The organism is Streptomyces sp. CB01249, from assembly GCF_001905735.1.
Classification (GTDB): domain Bacteria; phylum Actinomycetota; class Actinomycetes; order Streptomycetales; family Streptomycetaceae; genus Streptomyces.
In genome coordinates this window covers 52,451-73,362 of sequence record NZ_LISW01000008.1, presented here as the reverse complement: position 1 = coordinate 73,362, position 20,912 = coordinate 52,451, and the positions used below count along the sequence as shown (strand labels likewise).

The following is a 20,912-nucleotide window of genomic DNA, read 5'->3' as shown; positions in this document are numbered from 1 at the left end:
GTCCGGTAGGGCGGGTGCGCTGTTCCTCGGCGTTCACGGAGGTGTGTGCGGGTCGGCCCGGTTACCGGGGCTGCCGCACGATGAGACGCTGGAGGACGATGAAGGCCAGCAGGAGGGCGCCGATGACGATCTTGGTCCACCAGGAACTGAGGGTGCCCTCGAAGGAGATCAGCGCCTGTACGGTGCCGAGGACCAGGACGCCCGCCGTGGAACCGGCCACATAGCCCACCCCGCCGGCCAGCAGGGTGCCGCCGATGACCACGGCGGCGATGACGTCCAGCTCCATGCCGACGGCGTGCAGCCCGTAGCCGGAGAGCATGTACAGCGCGAACAGCAGGCCGCCCAGGGCGGAGCAGAAGCCGCTCACCGCGTAGACGCCGACCTTGGCCCGCGTGGTGGGCAGGCCCATCAGCCGCGCCGAGGTCTCGCTGCCGCCGACCGCGTACACCGTGCGGCCGAAGCGGGTGAGGTGGAGGACGTACACCGCCGCCGCCACCACGGCCAGCGCGACGAGCACGCTGTAGGTGAGCGTGACGTCGCCGGGCAGCACGACGGTGCCGGTGGCGAAGTCGCGGAAGGACGTGTTGGTGATGGACACCGACTCGACGCTGATGAGGAAGCAGAGTCCCCGGGCCAGGAACATGCCCGCCAGCGTGACGATGAACGGCTGTACGTCGAAGTAGTGGATGACCAGGCCCATCAGCAGGCCGAGGACGGTCCCGGAGACGAGGACGGCGAGGACGGAGAGCAGCACCGGCCAGCCCGCCCTGAGGGTGGACGCGGCGATCATGGTGGACAGTGCGGCGACGGCACCCACGGAGAGGTCGATGCCGCCGGTGAGGATGACGAAGGTCATGCCGACGGCCAGCACGATGAGGAAGGCGTTGTCGATGAAGAGGTTCGCGACGACCTGGCCGGAGGCGAAGTCCTGGTAGCGCACCGAGCCGATGCCGAAGGTCACCGCGAACACCACGACGGTGGCGACGACGGGCAGGAAGCGCTGGGGCAGGCGCGGTCGTACGGACGCGAGGGCCGAAGTGCTCATCCGGCGGCCACCTTCTCGGATCGGGGTGCGGTGACGGGGGGCTTGCGCCGGCCGCCGATGACGCGCGCCGTGCGCGGGGACTGGAGCAGGCATACGGTGATCACCACGACCGCCTTGAACAGCAGGGTGACGTTGGTGGGCACACCGATGGAGTAGACGGTCGTCGTCAGCGTCTGAATGACGAGCGCGCCGACGAGGGTGCCGCCCAGGGAGTAGCGGCCGCCGGCGAGCGAGGTGCCGCCGATGACGACCGCGAGGATGGCGTCCATCTCGATCCACAGACCGGCGTTGTTGGCGTCGGCGGCGCTGACGTTGGAGCTGATCATCAGCCCGGCCACACCGGCGCAGAACGCGGCGAAGACGTACACGGTCCAGGTGATCGTGCGCGAGCGGACCCCGGCGAGCTTGCTGGCCTCGGGGTTGGCACCCACCGCCTCGATCAGCATGCCGAGCGCGGTGCGACGGGTCAGCAGGGCGACGCCGCCGAGGACCGCGAGGCTGATCAGGATCGCGATCGGCAGGACGAGGAAGCCCGCGCCGATCTGCCGGTACGCGGAGCTGTCGACGGTGACGATCTGGCCTTCCGTGAGCAGCATCGCGCCGCCGCGCCCGGCCGTCATCAGGACGAGGGTCGCGATGATCGGCTGGATGCCGAGGACGGAGACCAGGAAGCCGTTCCACAGGCCGAGCAGCACGGATACGGCCAGGGCGAGGAGGAGGGCCGTCGGCACGTCCCCGCCGTCGGCGATCCACGTGCAGCCGATCGCACCGGCGATCGCGGCGACCGCGCCGACGGAGAGGTCGATGCCCCGGGTGGCGATGACCAGGGTCATGCCCACGGCGATGAGCATGGTCGGGGCGCCGTTGCGGAGGATGTCCACCAGGCTGCCGTACAAGTGGCCGTCCTGGATGCGCAGTTCGAGGAAGGAGTGGGTGAAGACGACGTTGAGCAGGAGCAGGCCGGCCAGGGCGGCGAGCGGCCAGAGCAGACGTCCGCGGATCATGAGGCCACCGCCGCGTCCGTGTGGGCGTCGGCCGCGATGGCCGACATGACGGCGTCCACGGAGACGTCACCGCCGGACAGTTCGGCCACTTTGTGCCGGTCCCGCAGGACCACGACCCGGTCGGACACCCGTACCACCTCCTCCAGTTCGGCGGAGATGAACAGCACCGCCATGCCCTCGGCGGCCAGTTCGGCGACCACCTTCTGAATCTGTGCCTTGGCACCGACGTCGATGCCCCGGGTGGGCTCGTCCAGGATGAGCAGCCGGGGCCGGGTCACCAGCCACCGGGCGAGCAGCACCTTCTGCTGATTGCCGCCCGACAGGTTGCCCATCACGGCCTCGGGGTCGGCCGGGCGGATGTCCAGCCGTTCGATGTATTCGGCGACCATCGCCTCGGCGGTGCGCCGGGGCACCGGCCGCGCCCAGCCCCGGGCCGCCTGGGTGGCGAGGACCAGGTTGTCGCGCACGCTCAGATCGGCGACGACCCCCTCGGCCTTGCGGTCCTCGGAGCAGAAGGCGACCCCCTTGGCGATGAGGGAGCGCGGCCCCCGGGCCCGTACCGTCTCGCCGCCGACCGAGAGGGTGCCTCGGTCCGCGCGGTCGGCGCCGCACAGCAGCCGCGCGAGTTCGGTCCGGCCGGACCCCAGCAGCCCGGCGAGACCGACGACCTCGCCCTCGTGGATGTCCAGGTCGAACGGCTCGATCGCACCGGAGCGGCCGAGGCCGCGGGCGACCAGGACCGGGGCGCTGCCCGGGGCCCGTTCCTCCGAGCGGCGCTCCACCTCGGACAGCACACCGAGCTCACGGCCCAGCATCGCCGAGACCAGCGCCATGCGGTCGAGGTCCTTCGGCAGGTACTCCCCCACCAGCGTGCCGTTGCGCAGCACCGTCATCCGGTCCGACAACGCGTAGACCTGGTCCAGGAAGTGCGAGACGAACAGGATCGCCACGCCCTCGTCCCGCAGCACGCGCACGATGCGGAACAGCTCCTCGACCTCGTCGCTGTCGAGACTGGAGGTCGGCTCGTCCAGGACCAGCACCCGGGCGTCCACCACCAGCGCCCGGGCGATGGCCACCAGCTGCTGCACGGCGATGGAGTGGCTGCTCAGTACGGAGCCGGGGTCGATGGCCAGACCGATCCGGGCCAGGAGTCCGGTGGCGCGGGCCCTCATGGCCCGGCCGTCGATGGCGCCCAGTCTGCGCGGTTCGTGGCCGAGCAGGATGTTCTCCGCCACCGACAGGTTGGGGCAGAGGTTGACCTCCTGGTAGACGGTGCTGATCCCGGCGGCCTGCGCCTGGCCGGGGGTGGTGAACTCGACCGGCTCGTCGTGCAGCCGGATGGTGCCGGCCGCCGGCCGGTGGACCCCGGTGAGGGCCTTGATCAGGGTGGACTTGCCCGCGCCGTTCTCACCCATGAGTGCGTGCACCTCACCGGGGAACAGGCGGAAGTCGACGCCCGCGAGCGCCTTGACGCCGGCGAACTCGACGGTGATACCGCGCATGTCGACGACCGGGCTGGCGCCGGCCGCTGAGGAATCGGTCATGACCCGTGCTTTCGTCAAGGGGGGGACCGGCCCCGCCACCCGTGCCGGTGGCGGGGCCGCGGCGCCTGTCAGTACTTCCGGTCCTTGAGGACCTTGGCCGCCTGCTCCGAGGTGAAGGCGGTCTCCTCGGTGACCACGCGCTCCGGGACCTTCTCGCCCTTGACGACCTTCTTCGCCAGGTCCATCAGCTGGTCGCCGAGGAGGGGGTTGCACTCCACGATGTAATTGATCTCGCCGTCCGCGAGGGCCTGCATCCCGGCCTTGACCGCGTCCACGGTGATGATCTTGATGTCGGTGCCGGGCTTCTTCCCGGCCGCCTTGATCGCCTCGATGGCGCCCAGGCCCATGTCGTCGTTGTGGGAGTACACGACGTTGATGTCGGGGTGCGACTTCAGCAGTGCCTCCATGACCTGCTTGCCGCCGGCCCGGGTGAAGTCACCGCTCTGCGAGGCCACGATCTTGATGTCGGACTTTCCGGCGATGGCCTCCTTGAAGCCCTTCTGCCGGTCGATGGCCGGGGCGGCGCCGGTGGTGCCCTGGATCTCCGCGACCTCGGCCGGACCGTCGGTGTTCTCGGTCAGCCACTTCCCGGCCTTGCGGCCCTCCTCGACGAAGTCGGAGCCGAGGAACGTCTTGTACAGCGAGGTGTCCGAGGAGTCGACGGCCCGGTCGGTCAGGATCACCGGGATGTTCGCGCGCTTGGCCTCCAGCAGGACCGCGTCCCAGCCGGTCTCCACGACCGGGCTGAAGGCGATCACGTCGACCTTCTGCTGGATGTAGGAGCGGATGGCCTTGATCTGGTTCTCCTGCTTCTGCTGCGCGTCGGAGAACTTCAGCTCGATCCCGGCGCTCTTCGCCGACTCCCGTACCGACTTGGTGTTGGCGGTACGCCAGCCGCTCTCCGCGCCCACCTGGGCGAAGCCCATGACCAGCTTGTCGCCGCCGGAGCCCTTGGAGCCGCCGCCGTCGCCGCTCCCGCAGGCCGTCAGTGCGGCCAGCGCCAGTGCGCAGCCGGCCATGGCAATTCTCTTGAACACAGCGTCGTCCTCCATCGTGAACCGTGCGTCCCTGCCCGTCGACCGCTTCGATCGGGGGCCACGGGCGTCAACAGTGAGCGCTAACATTTACCGCGTCAACCCCTGGCGCAACCACAATTCGGCATCGCGGCGGACCGGTTGTGAACGAGACTGTTAGCGCTCACTATGAGATCCAAGGCTGGCGGGAACCGGCCTCGGCGGGGGCGGTGGGAGCCCGCACCGCGGGGGCCGTACCGTGGCCGGGGCGTAGATTGAACGTTCAACGCGGATCACTCGCGGCCGCCGGCGGACCGCCGGGCCGGGGCGGTCACCGTCAGGAGGAGATGGGTGTGGAGGACGCCACGGTGACGAGTCCAGTGGTGCGGGAACCGGCGATGACCGACGTCGCACGGCTCGCGGGCGTGTCGCATCAGACGGTGTCCCGGGTACTCAACAGCCACCCCAACGTCCGCGAGCAGACCCGGCTGCGGGTGCTCGCGGCGGTGAAGGAGCTCGGCTACCGGCCCAACCGCGCGGCGCGCGCCCTGGTGACGGGCCGCTCGCAGCTGATCGGCGTGATCGCGCAGAACTCCACCCTGTACGGACCCTCCTCGCTCCTGGCCGCGTTCGAGATCGCCGCCGCCCGCCAGGGCTTCGCGGTCAGCGTGCACCGGGTGCCCGAGCTGGGGCAGTCCTCGATCACCGCCGCCGTCGAGCGCCACCGCGACGAGCGCGTGGCCGGGATCGTGGTCATCGCGCCCACCGCCTCGGCCGACGCCGCGCTGGCCGGGGTGCCCGCCGAGGTCCCCCTGGTCACCATCGACGGCGACCCCGAGCGCGGCGCGCCGATGGTGGCCGTCGACCAGGAGCAGGGCGCGTACGAGGCCACGAAACACCTGCTGGAGGCGGGCCACGAGACCGTGTGGCACATCTCGGGCCCGCCGGACTGGTTCGACGCGGCGGGCCGCATCCGCGGGTGGCGCCGGGCGCTCCAGGAGGCCGGGGCTGAGGTGCCCCCGGTCAGCACGGGCGACTGGTCCGCCGCCTCCGGGTACCGGGCGGGGCAGATGCTGGCCCGGATGCCGGAGGTCACCGCGGTGTTTGCGGCCAACGACCACCAGGCGCTCGGCGCCCTGCGCGCCATGACCGAGCGGGGGCGTTCGGTCCCGGACCAGGTGAGCATCGCCGGGTTCGACGACGTGCCCGAGTCGGCGTTCTACTCGCCGCCGCTGACCACCGTGCGCCAGGACTTCGGCGCGGTCGCCACCACGACGCTCGACCTCCTGCTCGGGCTGATCAACGGCGCCGAGACGAAGGGCGCGCAGCCCGTCATCACCCCGGAGCTCGTCCGCCGCGAGAGCGTGCGCCCGCCCGCCGGCCGCTGAGCCGGGCCCCGCACACGGTGTGCGGGGCCCGGGCGGGTGTGATGTGCGGTGGTGTCACGCGGCTCCGGGGTTGCCGTAGTAGGCGTCCGGGCCGTGTTTGCGGGTGAAGTGGCGGTCCAGCAGGTGCTGCGGGGGTTCCACCGTGCCCAGGGCGATGGTGTGCAGGGCCATCTCCGCGACCGCCTCGCAGATGATGGCGTGCTCCAGGGACTTGGTGGCGTCGGCGCCCCAGGTGAACGGGCCGTGATGGGCGACCAGGGCGCCGGGCACCTCCCCGGCCCGGGTGTCGTCGCCCTCCAGGAGGTCCACGATGACCTGCCCGGTGTTGTACTCGTAGTCCTCGGCGCACTGCTCGGGTGTCAGCGCGGCGGTGACCGGGACGGGCCCGTTGAAGGTGTCGGCGTGGGTGGTGCCGAGCACCGGGATCGCGCGTCTGGCCTGCGCGAAGGCGACCGCGTGGGTGGAGTGGGTGTGCGTCACCCCGCCGATCGAGGGGAAGGCCAGGTAGAGGCTGCGGTGCGTCTCGGTGTCGGTGGACGGGCGCAGCCGGCCCTCCACGACGCTGCCGTCGGCCAGCGAGACGACGACGAGGTCGTCGGCGCCCAGCGCGTCGTAGGAGACCCCGGACGGCTTGATGACGAAGACACCGGCCTCCCGGTCGACCCCGCTCACGTTGCCCCAGGTGAGGGTGGCGAGCCCGGCCAGGGGGATGCGGAGGTTGGCTTCGAGCACTTCTCGGCGCAGCTCGTTCGATACGGTCCCGGCCACGGGGGGCTCCGTCCTGGTGGGGGTGTCGGTGGCGGTCACAGGCTCTGGGCCAGCCGGTGGTACGCCTGGTTCCAGCGCAGTTCGCGGGTGAAGCGCCGGATGGTGGTGTCCCGGTCGATGACGGCGAGTTCGGTGCGCAGCATCTCGGCGAGGTCTTCCAGTTCCTCGCCGCCGAGTGCGGTGGTGAGGACGGTGTGGTGCGGTGCTCCGGCCGTCAGCCATGCCTCGGTGGAGGTACGCAGATCGGGGCTGGGCCGCCACACGGCGCGGGCGACCGGCAGTGCGGGCAGCGGCTCCGGCGGGGTGACGACGTCGATGTGGTTGGCGACGAGCCGGAAGCGGTCGCCCATGTCTGCGAGCCCGATGACGACGGCGGGGCCGGGGGCCGCGTCGAAGACCAGCCGGACCGGGTCCTCCCGGCCGCCGATGGAGAGCGGGTGGATCTCGCAGCTCGGGGTCGCCGTGGTGAGCGAGGGGCAGACCTCCAGCATGTGGGCGCCGAGGATGAGCTCCTGGCCGGGCGTGAGGTCGTAGGTGTAGTCCTCCATGAACGAGGTGCCGCCGGGCCGTCCGTGCGCCATGGCCTTGAGGGTGCGCAGCAGGACGGAGGTCTTCCAGTCGCCCTCGCCGCCGAAGCCGTAGCCGTCGGCCATCAGGCGCTGGACGGCGAGCCCGGGCAGCTGGCGCAGGCCGCCGAGGTCCTCGAAGTTCGTGGTGAAGGCGCGGAACCCGCCCTCGGTGAGGAAGGCGCGCAGTCCTGCCTCGATGCGGGCGGCGTAGCGCAGGGAGTCGTGGCGTTCGCCGCCCGGCCGCAGCTCGGGGGCGAGGGCGTAGAGGTCCTGGTACTCCTTGACGAGCGCGGTGACGGTGTCCTCGTCGGCGGCGTCGACGGCGGTGACCAGGTCGTTGACGCCGTAGGTGTTGACCGAGACGCCGAACCGCAGCTGGGCCTCCACCTTGTCGCCCTCGGTCACGGCGACGTCGCGCATGTTGTCGCCGAACCGGGCGAGTTTGAGTCCGGCGAGTTCGGCGCGGCCGACGGCGGCGCGCGCCCAGCCGGCGATGCGGTCGGTCACCTCGGGGGTGGTGACATGGCCGGCGACGGTCTTGCGGGGGACGCCGAGGCGGGTCTGCACGAAGCCGAACTCGCGGTCGCCGTGGGCGGCCTGGTTCAGGTTCATGAAGTCCATGTCGATGGTGGACCAGGGCAGTTGGCGGTTGGCCTGGGTGTGCAGGTGGAGCAGGGGTTTGCTGAGCGCGTCGAGGCCGGCGATCCACATCTTGGCCGGGGAGAAGGTGTGCATCCAGGCGATGAGGCCGATGCACCGGTCGTCGGCGTTCGCGTCGAGACAGACCCGGCGGATGGCGGCCGCGTCGGTGAGGACGGGCTTCCAGACCACGCGCACCGTCATCTGCGGCTGGTCCGCGAGGGTGTCGCGGATGACGCGTGACTGGTCGGCGACCTGGGCCAGGGTCTCGTCGCCGTAGAGGGCCTGGCTGCCGGTGAGAAACCAGATCTCGCGGTCGGGCTGGGCGAGCGTCATGTCGGGTGTGCTCCTCGTTGTGCGGTAAAAGGGTTCTCGCCGGTCAGCCGGCAGTCGTGGTGCGCGCGGCGTTGCGGATGCGGCGCAGGCGGTGCAGGAGGAGGTCGGCGCCGGTGCCGAAGTGGTCGTGCAGGGCGCGGTATTCGCGGAACAGCGCGTCGTAGGCGTCCGCGCGGGCGGGGTCCGGGGTGTACGCGTGCCGCTGGACGCTGCCCATCGCGGCGGCGGCGGTCCGGACGTCCGGGTGGGCGCCCGCGGCGACGGCGGCGTGGATGGCGGAGCCGAGGGCGGGCCCCTGCTCGGAGGTGCCGAGGGAGACGGGGCGGCGCAGGACGTCGGCGTAGATCTGCATGAGGAGGGCGTTCTTCTTCAGGCCGCCGGTGACGATGAACTCCTCGACGGGGATCCCGCCGTTCTCGAACGCCTCCACGATCACCCGGGTGCCGTAGGCGGTGGATTCGAGGAGGGCGAGGTAGACGTCCTCGGGGCGGGTGTCGAGGGTGAGCCCCGCGACGACCCCGGAGAGGTGGTGGTCGACCAGGGTGGAGCGGTTGCCGTTCATCCAGTCCAGGGCGACCAGTCCGTGCGCCCCGACCGGCTGTCCGGCGGCCTTGCGGGTCAGCAGCTGGTGCAGGTCCTCGCCCGCGTCCCGGGCCTCGGTGCGGTAGTCGTCGGGTACGCCCTGCCGGAGCCACCAGGCGAAGATGTCGCCGACCGCGCTCTGCCCGGCCTCGTAGCCGTAGGCGCCCGCCACGATGCCGCCCTCGACCACGCCGCAGATGCCGGGGACGTCGGCGAGGGTGGCGCCGTTGAGCACGTGGCAGGTGGAGGTGCCCATGATGGCGAGCAGCCGCCCGTTCTCGACGGCTCCGGCGGCGGGGGCCGCCACATGCGCGTCGACGTTGCCCGCGGCGACGGCGATGCCCTCGGGCAGGCCGGTCCACCCGGCGGCGCGGCCGCTGAGCCCGCCGACGCGGGAGCCCAGGGGTGCGAGCGGGTGGTCGAGGCGGGTGGCGGGGAAGTCCGCGAAGTCCGGGTGGAGTTGACCGAGGTACTCGGGTGAGGGGTAGGCACCGTCCTGGTGGATGCCCTTGTAGCCGGCGGTGCAGGTGTTGCGCGATTCGGCGCCGGTGAGCTGCCAGACGATCCAGTCGGCCGCCTCGATCCAGCGCGCGCAGGCGGCGTAGACCGCGGGGTCCTCCTCCAGCACCTGGAGGGCCTTGGCGAACTGCCACTCGGAGGAGATCCGGCCCCCGTACCGGCTGATCCACGTCTCGCCCCGGGCGTGCGCGAGGGCGTTGACGCGGTCGGCCTGCTCCTGTGCGGCGTGGTGCTTCCACAGCTTCGGCCAGGCGTGCGGGCGGTCGGCCCACTCGGGGAGCAGGGCGAGCGGAACGCCCTCCGCGGTGGCGGGCAGGACCGTGCAGGCGGTGAAGTCGGTGGCGATGCCGATGACGCGGGCGGGGTCGACCCCGGCGGCCTCGACCGCCGCCGGGACCGCGGTGCGGAGCACGTCGCGCCAGTCCTCGGGGTGCTGCAACGCCCAGTCGGGGGGCAGCGGTACGCCGGTGAGCGGGAGGCGGTCCTCGATGACGGCGTGGCGGTAGTCGTGGACCGCCGAGCCGAGTTCGGCACCGTCGCGGACCCTGACCACCACGGCGCGCCCGGACAGGGTGCCGAAGTCCACCCCGACCGTGCAGGCGTCGGGATGGTGACGTTCGACGGGGCCGGAAGAGGCGTGTGGCGTCACGATGCGGTCTCTCTCGTCAGGGGTGAGCGGGGCGCCGACGGCCCCCGTTGATTGTTAGCGCTCACAATCACTGGAGGCAAGGGTTGCGTGCACTTTTGTCATTCCGGTCCGACCCGGCGGCGCCGTCCGGCTCCGCGCGTAGCGCGGCCTACGAGTTGAACCTGCGGGATGCGCCACGATTACCTCCCTTTCCTCCGGTTACGGCCGCACGTCGGTGCAAGAAAAGACGTGGAGGCCCCTTGCACGGGGTTGATGCGAGCGCTAACAATCGAGCTCCACCAAGGCCGCCGCCACGACGGGATTGTCAGGTAATGCCCATGAAGAACTTCCGAGCCGCGTCCGCCCTCGTGGCGGTGACCACCGGCTGCGCCCTGCTCCTCACCGCCTGCGGACAGAACAGTGAAGGGGGCAGCCAGGAGGGGAAGGACAAGAAGGACCTCACCATCGGCATCGCCATGCCCACCAAGTCCTCCGAGAGGTGGATCGCCGACGGCAAGAACATGACGGCGAGCCTGAAGAAGGCCGGATTCGCGACCACGCTCCAGTACGGGGAGGACGACCCCGACCAGCAGGTCGCCCAGATCGAGAACATGATCACGCAGGGCGTCGACGCCCTGGTCGTGGCCGCCATCAACGGCGAGGCCCTGTCCAACGTCCTCCAGCAGGCCGCCGACGCCGACATCCCCGTGATCTCGTACGACCGGCTCATCCTGGGCTCCCCGCACGTCGACTACTACGCCTCCTTCGACAACGAGAAGGTCGGCGAGCTCCAGGCCACGTACATCGTCGACAAGCTGGGGCTGAAGGACGGCGCGAAGAAGGGCCCCTTCAACATCGAGCTGTTCGCCGGGTCCAACGACGACAACAACACCAAGTACTTCTTCAACGGCGCCATGAAGGTGCTGAAGCCCTACTTCGACAAGAAGCAGCTGGTCGTGCGCTCCAAGCAGACCCGGCTCAACCAGGTCACCACGCTGCGCTGGGACGGCGGCACCGCCCAGAAGCGCATGGACGACCTGCTCACCTCCGCGTACTCCACCGCACACGTCGACGCGGTGCTCTCCCCGTACGACGGCATCTCCATCGGCATCCTGTCCGCCCTGAAGTCCGACGACTACGGGAGCAAGGCCAAGCCGCTCCCGGTCGTCACCGGCCAGGACGCGGAGGTCGCCTCGGTGAAGTCGATCATCGCGGGCCGGCAGACCCAGACCGTCTACAAGGACACCCGGGCGCTGGCCCAGGTCGCGGCGGACATGGTGACCGCGGTCCTGAACGGCAAGAAGCCGAAGATCAACGACGACTCCACCTACAACAACGGCAAGAAGGTCGTGCCCGCCTTCCTGCTGAACCCGGTCAGCGTCGACAAGTCGAACTACCGGAAGGTCCTGGTCGACTCCGGCTACATCGACGCGAAGGAGCTCGGGTGACCACCGCGCCCGAATCCCCCTCCGCACCCGGACCGGTCCTCGACATGCGGTCCATCGGCAAGACGTTCCCCGGTGTCCGGGCGCTCTCCGAGGTGACCCTGTCCGTGCGGCGCGGCGAGGTGCACGCCCTGTGCGGGGAGAACGGTGCCGGCAAGTCGACGCTCATGAAGGTGCTCTCCGGCGTCCACCCGCACGGCTCGTACGAGGGCGAGATCCTCTTCGACGGCGAACCGTGCCGCTTCAAGGACATCCGCGCCAGCGAGCAGCGCGGGATCGTCATCATCCACCAGGAACTCGCGCTCGTCCCGCACCTGTCGATCGCCGAGAACGTCTTCCTGGGCAACGAACCGGCCCGGCGCGGGATCATCGACTGGCGCGAGTCGCTGCGCCGGGCGTCCGCGCTGCTCAAGCGGGTCGGCCTGGACGACCATCCGGAGACCCGGGTCGCCGACATCGGTGTCGGCAAGCAGCAGTTGGTGGAGATCGCGAAGGCGCTGGCGAAGGACGTCCGGCTGCTGATCCTGGACGAGCCCACCGCCGCGCTCAACGACGAGGACAGCGCGAAGCTGCTGCGGCTGATGCGGGAGCTGAAGGACCAGGGCATCACCTCGATCATCATCTCGCACAAGCTGAACGAGATCGCCCGGATCGCCGACTCCGTCACCATCCTGCGCGACGGGCGGTCCATCGAGACCCTGGACGTCAACGACCCGGCCACCACCGAGGAACGCATCATCCGCGGCATGGTGGGCCGGGACCTCGACAGCCGCTTCCCCGACCGCACCCCGTACACCGGCGAGACCGACGCCCGGCCCGCCCTGGAGGTCCGGGACTGGACGGTGCGCCATCCGCTCGACCGCAGCCGCAAGGTGGTCGACGGGGTCTCGCTCCGGGTCCGGCGCGGCGAGATCGTGGGCATCGCCGGGCTCATGGGCGCGGGCCGGACCGAGCTCGCGATGAGCGTCTTCGGGCGCTCGTACGGGCATTACGAGGGGGGCTCCGTCCTCCGGGACGGCCACGAGGTGCGTACCCGTACGGTGCCCGAGGCGGTCGCCCACGGCATCGCGTACGTCACCGAGGACCGCAAGCACTACGGTCTCGACCTCGGGGACTCGGTGGGCCGCAACATCTCGCTCGCCTCGCTGGGCACCCTCGCCCGGCGCGGGGTGGTGGACGGCCACGAGGAACGCAAGGTGGCCGAGCGGTACCGGCGGAGCATGAACATCAAGACGCCGAACGTCCTCGAAGCGGTCGGCCGGCTCTCCGGCGGCAACCAGCAGAAGGTCGTCCTCAGCAAGTGGATCCTCACCGGTCCGGACGTCCTCATCCTGGACGAGCCCACGCGCGGTGTGGACGTGGGCGCCAAGTTCGAGATCTACACCGTGATCGACCGGCTCGCCGCCGAGGGCAAGGCGGTCCTCTTCATCTCCTCCGAGCTGCCCGAACTGCTCGGCATGTGCGACCGCGTGTACACCATGGCCGCCGGGCGGCTGACCGGTGAGGTCGCCCGCGCGGACGCCACCCAGGAAGTGCTGATGCGGCACATGACCCAGGACCCCACCCCCGTACCACCCGAAGGACAGCAGTCATGAGCACCGACGTCAGCACCCACACGAAGGCCACCCCGCCCTCGGGCCAGGGCGGGTCACCGCCGACGGGAGCTCCGGTCGTCCGGATGCTCCTGGACGGTGTACGGCGGAACATGCGCCAGTACGGCATGCTCTTCGCGCTCGGTCTGATCGTGCTCCTGTTCCAGATCTGGACGGGGGGCGACCTGCTGCTGCCGCGCAACGTCTCCAACCTGGTGCTCCAGAACAGCTACATCCTGATCCTGGCCATCGGCATGATGATCGTCATCATCTCGGGGCACATCGACCTGTCGGTGGGCTCCCTGATGGCGCTGGTCGGGGGCGTCGGGGCGGTGCTCATGGTCGAGCACCATGTGGCCTGGCCGGTCGCCGTGGTGCTCACCCTGCTGCTCGGGGCCGTCGCGGGAGCGCTCCAGGGCTTCTTCATCGCGTATGTCGGCATCCCCTCGTTCATCGTGACGCTCGCGGGCATGCTGCTGTTCCGGGGACTCACGGAGATCTTCCTCAAGGGGCAGACGCTCGGCCCGTTCCCGGAGGGCATGCAGCGGGTCGCCAACGGCTTCCTGCCCGAGGTGGGGCCGGAGACGAACTACCACAACATCACCCTGCTGCTGGGCCTGGGACTGGCCGGGTACATCGTGTTCCAGGAGCTGCGGGACCGCCGGCGCCAGCAGGAGTTCACGCTGGACACCCTGCCCACGGGCCTGTTCGCCCTGAAGGTGACGGCCCTGCTCGCCGCCGTGCTGGTCACGACCCTGCTGCTGGCGAGCTACAAGGGCGCGCCGGTGGTGCTGCTCATCCTGGCCGTACTGCTGGTCGGCTTCGGCTACGTCATGCGGAACGCGGTGATCGGCCGTCATGTGTACGCGATCGGCGGCAACCTGCCCGCGGCGAAGCTGTCCGGGGTCAAGGACCGGAAGGTGACCTTCGCGGTCTTCCTCAACATGGGGATGCTCGCCGCGCTGGCCGGTCTCGTCTTCGCGGCGCGCTTCAACGCGGCCTCGCCGAAGGCGGGGGTGAACTTCGAACTGGAGGCCATCGCCGCCGCGTTCATCGGCGGTGCGTCGATGAGCGGCGGTGTGGGCACCGTGCTGGGGGCCATCATCGGCGGTCTGGTCCTCGGTGTGCTCAACAACGGGATGAACCTGGTGGGGGTCGGCACCGACTGGCAGCAGGTCATCAAGGGCCTGGTGCTGCTCGCCGCGGTCGGCTTCGACGTGTGGAACAAGCGGAGGGCGGGCGCCTGACCCTCGGCTGTGGTGGCTGTGCCCGCCGGTGGGCTCACCGGCGGGCACAGCCGTGTTCCGGCTCAGGCGGGCAGCTTGAAGTCGACCACGTGCAGGGCCGACGGTGTGGTGCCGGTGGACTTCTCCTGGTACATCACGGAGAGCACGTTGTCGGCCTTCACCCTCAGCTCGTCGATGACGACCTCCCCGAAGGCGTTCAGGCCGCTGCCGTCGTACAGCAGCTTCCAGTCGGTGTACCCGGAGGAGGCGGAGGCCCCGGCGATCCGGCCGTACGGCAGGACCGCGTAGGCGTTGTCGTACTTGTCCAGGACCAGCTTGGTGCGCTGGCTGGAGGCCGGTGCGACGGGGAGTTCGGTCTTCTGCCAGGTCCCCGAGGCGTTGCGGCGGACGTGGAAGACGCGGCCGTTGGCGGTGCGGTCGGCGGCGTAGCTGGTGGTGCACTGCCCGAACCGGCCCGGTACGTAGCTGATGAGCGCGTGCGGGCGGCCGGCGGAGTCGGTGGACTGGCTCTCCTGGTTCATCAGGGAGTGGTCCGGGTTGAGCGGGTCCACGACCAGTCCGGCGTCGGTGACGGCGACCAGGTCGGAGGTGCCGGTGGTGCCGACGACGTTTCCGGCGTTGTTGCGCCAGGTGCGGCCCCGGTCGTCGGAGTAGACGTAGCCGGTGTCGTGGTTGGTGAGGCCGCCGCCGCTGCACATCACGGAGCCGGACTGCTCGCGCCAGGTGAAGAAGGAGTGCAGTCGGCCGTTGGTGTCGTAGTCGATGCCGTGGAGGTACATGTTGCGGGCGCCGGAGGAGCCGTGCTCGCTGGTGTACGTCCCCGTCGAGCTGGACCACTCCCCCAGGTTGGTCCAGGTGCCGCCGTTGTACTCGGCGAGGGCGTTGCGGCCGTTGCCGGAGACGCCGGCGCGGTAGCTGAGCTGGAGCCTGCCGTCGGGCGTGGAGAGGAACTGGGGGTAGGTGAACTGGGAGGTGAGCGCCAGCCCGTCGAGCGTGGACTGCGGGGCGCCGAGGACGGCCGTGTTCCAGGCGGTGCCCGCCGGGTTGTCCAGGAGCCCGGCCACGGACTTCACGTAGGTGAAGCCGTTGCTGTGCGAGTCCATGTTGAGGTGCAGCCGGCCGTCGGACCGGGAGACGCCCATGGAGATGACGTTGTGCGAGTCGTCGGCCTTGAGGGTGTGGCCCGCCCTGATGGTGGACCAGGTGGTGGAGCCGGCCGCGCGGCGCGCCACGACGGCGTTGCGGTCGGAGGTGTACCAGGCGGCGTACTGGTAGCCCTTGTAGGTGAGCAGTCCGTTCTTCTGGAACGAGTTGTTGTTGACCAGGCCGTCGTAGGAGACGAAGAACAGGGCCCTGGCGTCGAGTTGGCTCGTTCCGGACTTGGTGACCGAGGGGCCCGGGGTGGCGGCGTGGGCGCTGCCGGTGAGTCCGGTGGCGGGTATGGCGACCGCGCCCATGAGGGCACCGGCGAGCAGGGTACGGCGTCGCATCATCGTGTGCTCCTGGGGGGACCGAGGGGGCTAGAACGAGAAGGTGTCGATGTTCTCCGCGTTGAAGACGGTGGGCTTGCCGAGGTTGATGACGCCGTCCTTGCCGATGGTGAAGGTGGCGGTACCGGCCTTGAAGGTCTCGCCCTCCTTGCCGGTGATCTGGCCGGAGGCGAGGGCGACGGCGGTACGGGCGGCGAGGTCGCCGAGCTTCGCCGGGTCCCAGAGCTCGAACGCCTCGACGGTGCCGTTCTTGACGTACTTGCGCATGTCGTTGGGGGTGCCGAGGCCGGTCAGCTTGACCTTGCCCTTGTACTTGGAGCCGGAGAGGTACTGCGCGGCCGCCTTGATGCCCACGGTGGTCGGGGAAATGATCCCCTTCAGGTTCGGGTGCTCCTGGAGGAGGCCCTGCGTCTGCTGGAAGGACTGCTGGGCGTCGTCGTTGCCGTACGCGGTCTTGACCAGCTTGATGTCCTTGTACTTGGGGTCCTTCAGCTCCTCCTTCATGTAGTCGATCCAGGTGTTCTGGTTGGTGGCCGTCTGCGCGGCGGACAGGATCGCGATCTCGCCCTTGTAGCCGATCTGTTCGGCCAGCAGCTGCACCTCCGTGCGGCCCAGGTCCTCGGCGCTCGCCTGCGAGACGAAGGCGTTGCGGCAGCCCGGCTTGGTGTCGGAGTCGTACGTGACGACCGCGATGCCGTTCTTCATGGCCTGCTTGAGCGCGGTGCACAGCGCGCCCGGGTCCTGGGCGGAGACCGCGATCGCGTCGACCTGCTGCTGCGTCAGGGTGTTGACGTACGACACCTGGCCGGAGGTGTCGGTGCCGCTGCTGGTGCCGACCTCCTTGAAGGTGGAACCCAGTTCCTCGACGGCGGCGCGGCCGCCCTTGTCGGCGGAGCTGAAGTAGGGGTTGTTGACCTGCTTGGGCAGGAAGCCGACGGTCAGGCCCTTCTTGGTGGCGGCACCGGGGTCGGCCTTGCCGGCCGTGGTGCTCGCACCGCCGTCGTCGGCGGCGGAGTCCTTCGTGGTGCCGCCGCAGGCGCCGGCGCCGAGGGCCACGGAGGTGGTGACCGCCAGAGCGACGAGGAATCTACGCGAACGGATGCGCATGGTGGGTCCTTACGGAGGGAGTGAGGGTGGCGCCGGAGATCGGCAGAGGTGAAAGGATTCACAGGGGGTTGCCGGGACACTAAACGCGCCCGGCGCGGTGCGTCAATGGACCTGCATGAGAAAGGTAGAACCGTAACGCCGTTCCGATTGAATCGTTCAATTCATCGGAGGTCCGGGGCACCCGAAGGGTGCGTCAGAAGTCGTACACGTCGATGTTCTTCGCGTCGAACACCGTCGGCTCGCCCAGGGTCACCACACCGTTCTCGGCCGGGATGAACCACCCGGTGCCGACGGCCCAGAAGCCCTGCCCCGCCTTGCCGCTGATCTTCCCGGAGGCGAGCGAGAGGGCGGCGTGGGCGGCGACCTCGCCGAGTTCGGACGGGTCCCAGAGGGCGAACTGCTCCACCGTGCCGTTCTTCACGTACGGCCGCATGTCGTTCGGTGTGCCGAGGCCGGTCAGCGCGACCTTGCCCTTGTACGGCGAGACCGAGAGGTAGTCCGCGGCGGCCTTGAGGCCCACGGTCGTCGGGGAGACGACGCCCTTGAGGTCCGGGTGTTCGGCCAGCAGCCGCCGGAACTCCGCGCGGGACTTCGCCGGGTCGTCGTCCCCGTAGGCGATGCCCACGATCTTCATCTCCTGGTATCCGTCGGCGAGTTCGTTCTTCATGTAACGGATCCAGGTGTTCTGGTTGGTGGCGCTGCGGCCGCCCGACAGGACGGCGATCTCACCCCGGTAGCCGATCTGCTTGCCGATCAGCTCCACCTCGATCCATCCGAGGTCCTGGGCGCTGGCCTGCGACACGAAGATGTTCCGGCACTCGGGCCGGGTGTCGGAGTCGTAGGTGACGACCTTGATGCCGTCCGCCAGCGCCTTCTTCAGCGCGGGGCACAGCGCGTCGGTGCTCTGCGCGGAGATGACGATGGCGTCGACGCCCTGTGCGCGGAGCGCGTTGACGGCGGCGACCTGGCCCGAGGTGTCGGCGGCGCTCTCGGGGGCCTTCTCGACGAAGGTGGACCCCATGTCCGTCACGGCCTTCCTGCCGCCCCGGCCGGCCAGGGCGAAGTACGCGCTGTCCGCCTGCTTCGGGACGAACCCGATGGTCAGGCCCTTCTTGATGTCCGCCTTGGGGTCGGTCGAACTGGCGACCGCGTTGGAGGGCCTGTCCTCGTTGTCCGGTGCCGGCGATCCGGCGTCGTCACAGGCCGTCGATCCGAGGACGAGGGCGAGGAGGGCGGCGAGCCCGGTGAGACTGCGTGAAACACCCGCTCTTTGCATGGCTGTGCGAACCTCTTGTCGGTTGGGTGCCCGCGCTCGCGCCGGACGCACCCGTGACTAGGGGTTCAGGTCCTGCGGAGGCGCGAGGCGAGACTGGATCTGCGGACCACCAGCTCGGGCTGGAGGACCACGCTTCGGTGCTCGTGCGGGACGCCCTCCGTCTCTTCGAGGAGCAGTTCCGCGGCCAACGTGCCCATGGCCACCGCCGGTTGACGCACCGAGGTCAGCGGCACGGCGGCCGCGGCCGCGAATTCGATGTCGTCGTACCCGACGATCGCGATGTCCTCGGGCACGCTCAGGCCCGCGGAGAACATCGCCTGGAGGACCCCAAGCGCGAGCAGGTCGTTGGCGCAGAACACTGCGGTCGGCCGGTGCGCCAGGCCCAGGAGCCGGGCGCCCGCGTCCCGCCCGGCGGAGACGTCGAGCCGGTCGGTGACCACCTCGCGCAGGGCGTCGGGGGTGTGCCCGGCCTCCCGCAGCGCGGCGAGCGCCCCGGTGCGCCGGTCCGCGACCTGGCTCAGGGTCCTCGGCCCGCTCACGTACGCGATCGAGGTGTGGCCGGCCTCCAGGAGGTGGCGCACGGCGAGGGTGCCGCCGAGGACGTCGTCCACCGAGACGGAGCAGGTGTCCGGGTCGTCCCCCACCCGGTCCACCAGGACGAAGGGGATGCCGGAGCGCCGGAACGTCTCGATGTTGCGCCCGCTGGCGTCGGCCGGGGTGAGCAGCACACCGCGTACCCGCTGCTCGGCGAAGAGGGAGAGGTATTCGGCCTCGTCGCTCTGGTTCTGCGCGCTGTTGCAGACCATGACGCCGAGGCCCCTGCCGCGCGCGGTGCGCTCGGCGCCGCGGGCCACGTCCACGAAGAAGGGGTTGCCCATGTCGAGGACGATCAGGCCCATGATGCGGCTCTCGCCCGCCCGGAGCTGCCGCGCCGACTCACTGCGTACGTAACCGAGTTGCTCGATGGCGGACAGCACCCTGTTCCGCGTCTCGGCGCCGACCCGGTCGGGGCGGTTGATCACGTTGGAGACGGTGCCGACGGACACACCGGCCGTCCGCGCCACATCCTTGATTCCGACCGTGCGAGATACCGAGCGGGACATCAGTGATCTCCTCCTTGTGTGTCGAGCGCGACGGGGAGGAGCTGCGGCCGCTCCTCCCCGTCCTGCGGCTACCTTGTCATGCGGGCAGGTCGCGACAGGGGTCAGGCGAGGTGAAACACCTCGGTGAGCGGCTTCATGGCTTCGTCGGGGCGGGCTCCGTCCATCGGCGCGAAGAGCGGGCCCATCTCGGCCTGCCACCGGGCGTTGACGTCGGTGGCGTCCATCGCGGCGCGGGCGCGGTCGAAGTCCTCCGTCTCCAGGTAGCCGACGAGCAGGCCGTCCTCGCGCAGGAAGAGGGAGTAGTTGTGCCAGCCGGTGGCGGTCAGGGCCGCGCGCATCTCCGGCCACACGTCGGCGTGGCGGGCACGGTACTCGGCGATCCGGTCGGGCCTGACCTTGAGCAGGAAGCAGACGCGCTGCATGGTGGTACGTCCTCGGGGGCGGTGGTGCGGGGCCGCGCGGCTTCGTCCGGGCGGCCCCGCCGGGCGGGTACGGGTCAGAAGTCGAAGTCGTCGATGTTCTTCTTGTCGAAGACGGTCGGCGCGGAGAGGGAGACGACGCCGTCCTTGCCGACGGTGAACTCACCGAGGTCGCCCGCGTCGAACTTCTCGCCCTCCCGCCCGGTGATCCGGCCCGACTCCAGGGCGACCGCGGTGTGCGCGGCGAGTGCCCCCAGCTTGGCCGGGTCCCACAGCTCGAACGCCTCGACGGTGCCGTTCTTCACGTAGGCCCGCATGTCGTTGGGGGTGCCGAGGCCGGTGAGGCTGACCTTGCCCTTGTACTTGGACCCTGAGAGGTACTGCGCGGCCGCCTTGATGCCCACGGTGGTCGGGGAGATGATCCCCTTCAGGTTCGGGTGCTCCTGGAGCAGGCCCTGGGTCTGCTGGAACGACTTCTGCGCGTCGTCGTCCCCGTAGGCGGTCTTGACGAGCTTGATGTCCTTGTACGCGGGCTTCTTCAGCTCGTCCTTCATGTAGTCGATCCAGGTGTTCTGGTTGGTGGCCGTCTGGGCCGCCGAGAGGATCGCGATCTCACCCTTGTTGCCGATCTGCTTCGCCAGCAGCTGCACCTGGGAGCGGCCCAGGTCCTCGGCGGACGCCTGCGAGACGAAGACGTTGCGGCAGTCGGTCTTGGTGTCGGAGTCGTACGTGACGACGCTGACGCCGTTCTTCATGGCCTGCTTGAGCGCGGTGCACAGCGCGCCCGGGTCCTGCGCGGAGACCGCGATCGCGTCCACCTGCTGCTGCGTGAGCGTGTTGACGTACGACACCTGCCCGGAGGTGTCGGTGCCGCTGCTGGTGCCCGCCTCCTTGTACGAGGAGCCGAGCTCCTGGAGGGCCTTCTTGCCCGCGGCGTCCGCCGTGGTGAAGTACGGGTTGTTCACCTGCTTGGGCAGGAACGCGACGGTGAGGTCCTTCTTGAGGGCGGCGTCCGGGTCGGCCGTCCCGACGGCGGCCGTTTTGGCCCCCTCCTTCTGGGTGTCGCTCTTGGTGGTGCCGCCGCACGCGGTCGCGCCGGTGGCGAGGGCGACGGTGACCGCGACGGCGAGGGTGAGACGCCGCGTCCTGGCGGTGACGGTCCGGTTCATGACGTTCCTTCGGTAGGGGCGGTACGGGG

General features: G+C 70.1%; 17 protein-coding genes. 4 read left to right on the top strand and 13 right to left on the bottom strand.

The features are described from left to right. Positions 1-61 precede the first annotated feature (61 nt). From yjfF to AMK18_RS28960, 4 genes are all read right to left on the bottom strand, one after another. Positions 62-1,045 carry a galactofuranose ABC transporter, permease protein YjfF gene (gene yjfF / locus AMK18_RS28975; protein WP_018105131.1) on the bottom strand — a complete coding sequence of 328 codons (984 nt, stop codon included), beginning with the start codon at positions 1,043-1,045 and terminating at the stop codon, positions 62-64. Beyond that, complete coding sequence (locus tag AMK18_RS28970; protein WP_018105130.1) at positions 1,042-2,049, bottom strand: ABC transporter permease; 1,008 nt, start codon at positions 2,047-2,049, stop codon at positions 1,042-1,044. Before AMK18_RS28970 ends, yjfF begins: the two co-directional genes overlap by 4 nt. Beyond that, complete coding sequence (locus tag AMK18_RS28965; protein WP_073865096.1) at positions 2,046-3,593, bottom strand: sugar ABC transporter ATP-binding protein; 1,548 nt, start codon at positions 3,591-3,593, stop codon at positions 2,046-2,048. Before AMK18_RS28965 ends, AMK18_RS28970 begins: the two co-directional genes overlap by 4 nt. Positions 3,594-3,661: 68 nt before the next feature. After that, positions 3,662-4,612 (bottom strand): ABC transporter substrate-binding protein, encoded by a 951-nt coding sequence (locus tag AMK18_RS28960; RefSeq protein ID WP_018105128.1) that lies wholly within the window; start codon positions 4,610-4,612, stop codon positions 3,662-3,664. Positions 4,613-4,953: 341 nt separating this feature from the next. Here AMK18_RS28960 and AMK18_RS28955 point away from each other — a divergent pair, with 341 nt between their 5' ends. After that, positions 4,954-5,994: a LacI family DNA-binding transcriptional regulator gene (locus AMK18_RS28955; RefSeq protein WP_073865095.1), complete on the top strand. Its 1,041-nt coding sequence runs from the start codon at positions 4,954-4,956 to the stop codon at positions 5,992-5,994. A 54-nt stretch (positions 5,995-6,048) separates the two neighbouring features. On the opposite strand, the gene araD is transcribed toward AMK18_RS28955, so the two are convergent. From araD to araB, 3 genes are read right to left on the bottom strand one after another with little or no spacing between them, the layout of a single operon-like run. Continuing rightward, a complete protein-coding gene (araD, locus tag AMK18_RS28950) occupies positions 6,049-6,762 on the bottom strand; it encodes an L-ribulose-5-phosphate 4-epimerase AraD (RefSeq protein ID WP_073865254.1) in 714 nt (237 codons plus the stop codon). Positions 6,763-6,797: 35 nt separating this feature from the next. Further along, positions 6,798-8,306, bottom strand: a complete 1,509-nt coding sequence (gene araA, locus AMK18_RS28945; protein WP_073865094.1) for an L-arabinose isomerase — start codon at positions 8,304-8,306, stop codon at positions 6,798-6,800. 43 nt (positions 8,307-8,349) lie between these two features. Next, positions 8,350-10,056 carry a ribulokinase gene (araB, locus tag AMK18_RS28940; RefSeq protein WP_073865093.1) on the bottom strand — a complete coding sequence of 569 codons (1,707 nt, stop codon included), beginning with the start codon at positions 10,054-10,056 and terminating at the stop codon, positions 8,350-8,352. A gap of 317 nt (positions 10,057-10,373) precedes the next feature. Between araB and chvE the strand changes: the two genes are divergently transcribed. From chvE to mmsB, 3 genes are read left to right on the top strand one after another with little or no spacing between them, the layout of a single operon-like run. Further along, positions 10,374-11,483: a multiple monosaccharide ABC transporter substrate-binding protein gene (gene chvE / locus AMK18_RS28935; protein WP_073865092.1), complete on the top strand. Its 1,110-nt coding sequence runs from the start codon at positions 10,374-10,376 to the stop codon at positions 11,481-11,483. A gap of 44 nt (positions 11,484-11,527) precedes the next feature. Beyond that, positions 11,528-13,075 carry a multiple monosaccharide ABC transporter ATP-binding protein gene (gene mmsA, locus AMK18_RS28930; RefSeq protein WP_198957110.1) on the top strand — a complete coding sequence of 516 codons (1,548 nt, stop codon included), beginning with the start codon at positions 11,528-11,530 and terminating at the stop codon, positions 13,073-13,075. Beyond that, positions 13,072-14,319 (top strand): multiple monosaccharide ABC transporter permease, encoded by a 1,248-nt coding sequence (gene mmsB / locus AMK18_RS28925; protein WP_018105121.1) that lies wholly within the window; start codon positions 13,072-13,074, stop codon positions 14,317-14,319. The genes mmsA and mmsB overlap by 4 nt, the downstream gene beginning before the upstream one ends. Before the next feature lie 62 nt (positions 14,320-14,381). Here the strand turns inward: mmsB and AMK18_RS28920 are convergent, their stop codons facing one another. From AMK18_RS28920 to rhaS (AMK18_RS28895), 6 genes are all read right to left on the bottom strand, one after another. Further along, positions 14,382-15,812 carry a BNR repeat-containing protein gene (locus tag AMK18_RS28920; RefSeq protein ID WP_073865090.1) on the bottom strand — a complete coding sequence of 477 codons (1,431 nt, stop codon included), beginning with the start codon at positions 15,810-15,812 and terminating at the stop codon, positions 14,382-14,384. A gap of 27 nt (positions 15,813-15,839) precedes the next feature. Then, entirely contained in the window at positions 15,840-16,916 is a 1,077-nt protein-coding gene (rhaS, locus tag AMK18_RS28915) for a rhamnose ABC transporter substrate-binding protein (protein ID WP_018105119.1), read from the bottom strand. 193 nt (positions 16,917-17,109) lie between these two features. Continuing rightward, entirely contained in the window at positions 17,110-18,192 is a 1,083-nt protein-coding gene (gene rhaS / locus AMK18_RS28910) for a rhamnose ABC transporter substrate-binding protein (protein WP_073865089.1), read from the bottom strand. 65 nt (positions 18,193-18,257) lie between these two features. Then, positions 18,258-19,295: a LacI family DNA-binding transcriptional regulator gene (locus tag AMK18_RS28905; protein ID WP_018105117.1), complete on the bottom strand. Its 1,038-nt coding sequence runs from the start codon at positions 19,293-19,295 to the stop codon at positions 18,258-18,260. 101 nt (positions 19,296-19,396) lie between these two features. Further along, positions 19,397-19,717 (bottom strand): L-rhamnose mutarotase, encoded by a 321-nt coding sequence (locus AMK18_RS28900; RefSeq protein WP_018105116.1) that lies wholly within the window; start codon positions 19,715-19,717, stop codon positions 19,397-19,399. Positions 19,718-19,791: 74 nt separating this feature from the next. Then, entirely contained in the window at positions 19,792-20,883 is a 1,092-nt protein-coding gene (gene rhaS / locus AMK18_RS28895; RefSeq protein ID WP_018105115.1) for a rhamnose ABC transporter substrate-binding protein, read from the bottom strand. Positions 20,884-20,912 lie beyond the last annotated feature (29 nt).

What these genes read in the sequence shown, in the direction of transcription:
- yjfF (WP_018105131.1), bottom strand. Translation starts at nt 1,045, where the DNA reads ATGAGCACTTCGGCCCTCGCGTCCGTACGACCGCGCCTGCCCCAGCGC.
- AMK18_RS28970 (WP_018105130.1), bottom strand. Translation starts at nt 2,049, where the DNA reads ATGATCCGCGGACGTCTGCTCTGGCCGCTCGCCGCCCTGGCCGGCCTG.
- AMK18_RS28965 (WP_073865096.1), bottom strand. Translation starts at nt 3,593, where the DNA reads ATGACCGATTCCTCAGCGGCCGGCGCCAGCCCGGTCGTCGACATGCGC.
- AMK18_RS28960 (WP_018105128.1), bottom strand. Translation starts at nt 4,612, where the DNA reads ATGGCCGGCTGCGCACTGGCGCTGGCCGCACTGACGGCCTGCGGGAGC.
- AMK18_RS28955 (WP_073865095.1), top strand. Translation starts at nt 4,954, where the DNA reads ATGGGTGTGGAGGACGCCACGGTGACGAGTCCAGTGGTGCGGGAACCG.
- araA (WP_073865094.1), bottom strand. Translation starts at nt 8,306, where the DNA reads ATGACGCTCGCCCAGCCCGACCGCGAGATCTGGTTTCTCACCGGCAGC.
- chvE (WP_073865092.1), top strand. Translation starts at nt 10,374, where the DNA reads ATGAAGAACTTCCGAGCCGCGTCCGCCCTCGTGGCGGTGACCACCGGC.
- mmsA (WP_198957110.1), top strand. Translation starts at nt 11,528, where the DNA reads ATGCGGTCCATCGGCAAGACGTTCCCCGGTGTCCGGGCGCTCTCCGAG.
- mmsB (WP_018105121.1), top strand. Translation starts at nt 13,072, where the DNA reads ATGAGCACCGACGTCAGCACCCACACGAAGGCCACCCCGCCCTCGGGC.
- AMK18_RS28920 (WP_073865090.1), bottom strand. Translation starts at nt 15,812, where the DNA reads ATGATGCGACGCCGTACCCTGCTCGCCGGTGCCCTCATGGGCGCGGTC.
- rhaS (WP_018105119.1), bottom strand. Translation starts at nt 16,916, where the DNA reads ATGCGCATCCGTTCGCGTAGATTCCTCGTCGCTCTGGCGGTCACCACC.
- rhaS (WP_073865089.1), bottom strand. Translation starts at nt 18,192, where the DNA reads ATGCAAAGAGCGGGTGTTTCACGCAGTCTCACCGGGCTCGCCGCCCTC.
- AMK18_RS28905 (WP_018105117.1), bottom strand. Translation starts at nt 19,295, where the DNA reads ATGTCCCGCTCGGTATCTCGCACGGTCGGAATCAAGGATGTGGCGCGG.
- AMK18_RS28900 (WP_018105116.1), bottom strand. Translation starts at nt 19,717, where the DNA reads ATGCAGCGCGTCTGCTTCCTGCTCAAGGTCAGGCCCGACCGGATCGCC.
- rhaS (WP_018105115.1), bottom strand. Translation starts at nt 20,883, where the DNA reads ATGAACCGGACCGTCACCGCCAGGACGCGGCGTCTCACCCTCGCCGTC.